2 protein-coding genes are annotated in these 583 nt (G+C 57.8%); both read left to right on the forward strand.

Features of this window, described 5'->3' with window-relative positions; genetic code table 11:
- Positions 1–285 (forward strand): hypothetical protein (locus tag AC1D0P_RS27300; protein WP_477679594.1); only part of this gene is annotated, 285 nt, incomplete at its 5' end.
- 75 nt (positions 286–360) lie between these two features.
- On the forward strand, positions 361–583 hold a 223-nt coding region (locus AC1D0P_RS27305; protein ID WP_477679595.1), incomplete at its 3' end, for a hypothetical protein.

Raw genomic sequence — 583 nt, forward strand, 5'->3', positions numbered from 1 at the left:
GTTGTTATGATGGTACCGCGCGCGCTACCCGTTGCGGCGCACCGAACCTTCGGACTGAAATGCATCCGCCGGTTCTCTAAAAAAGCCTTTGCGAAAGCGCCTGGGACTGTTCTCCGAGCCCTCAGGGACATGCCGCACGCGCACAATCTTTGGAATAATCTGTTCTGTCAACAGGTCGTTAACGAAGACAATGATGGATTTGTTTTTTGCATGGCTCGGGATTCAGGAATCCGAATTTTGCAATTCTGGCGTGGAGCATTGCGCGCGTTGGACTGCGTCATTTAAGCAGAGCGGAAGGCCGGAACCGGTCCGGGGCGCTTTGGACTTTGAAGAAAGGGCCCCGATTCAGCCGAGGCACCAATGCGTCCGAAATCCGGCGCATCGAGCGCCTTGGTCCTGCAATCCGGCAATGCGGCGTTCGCCTGCCGCTCAAGACAACCGGCCCAACTTGGTGGACGGACTTTTGTCGTTCGCCGACGGTCAGAGTCGGCGGCGCGTTTCAACGATATCCGCTGCGGGCGGATATCAGCTCTCCAGCCAGACCCGCTCCGCGACGCGATGATCGCTCAGCATGAAGTTGGGA

Source organism: Polaromonas sp. P1_G2, assembly GCF_056405515.1.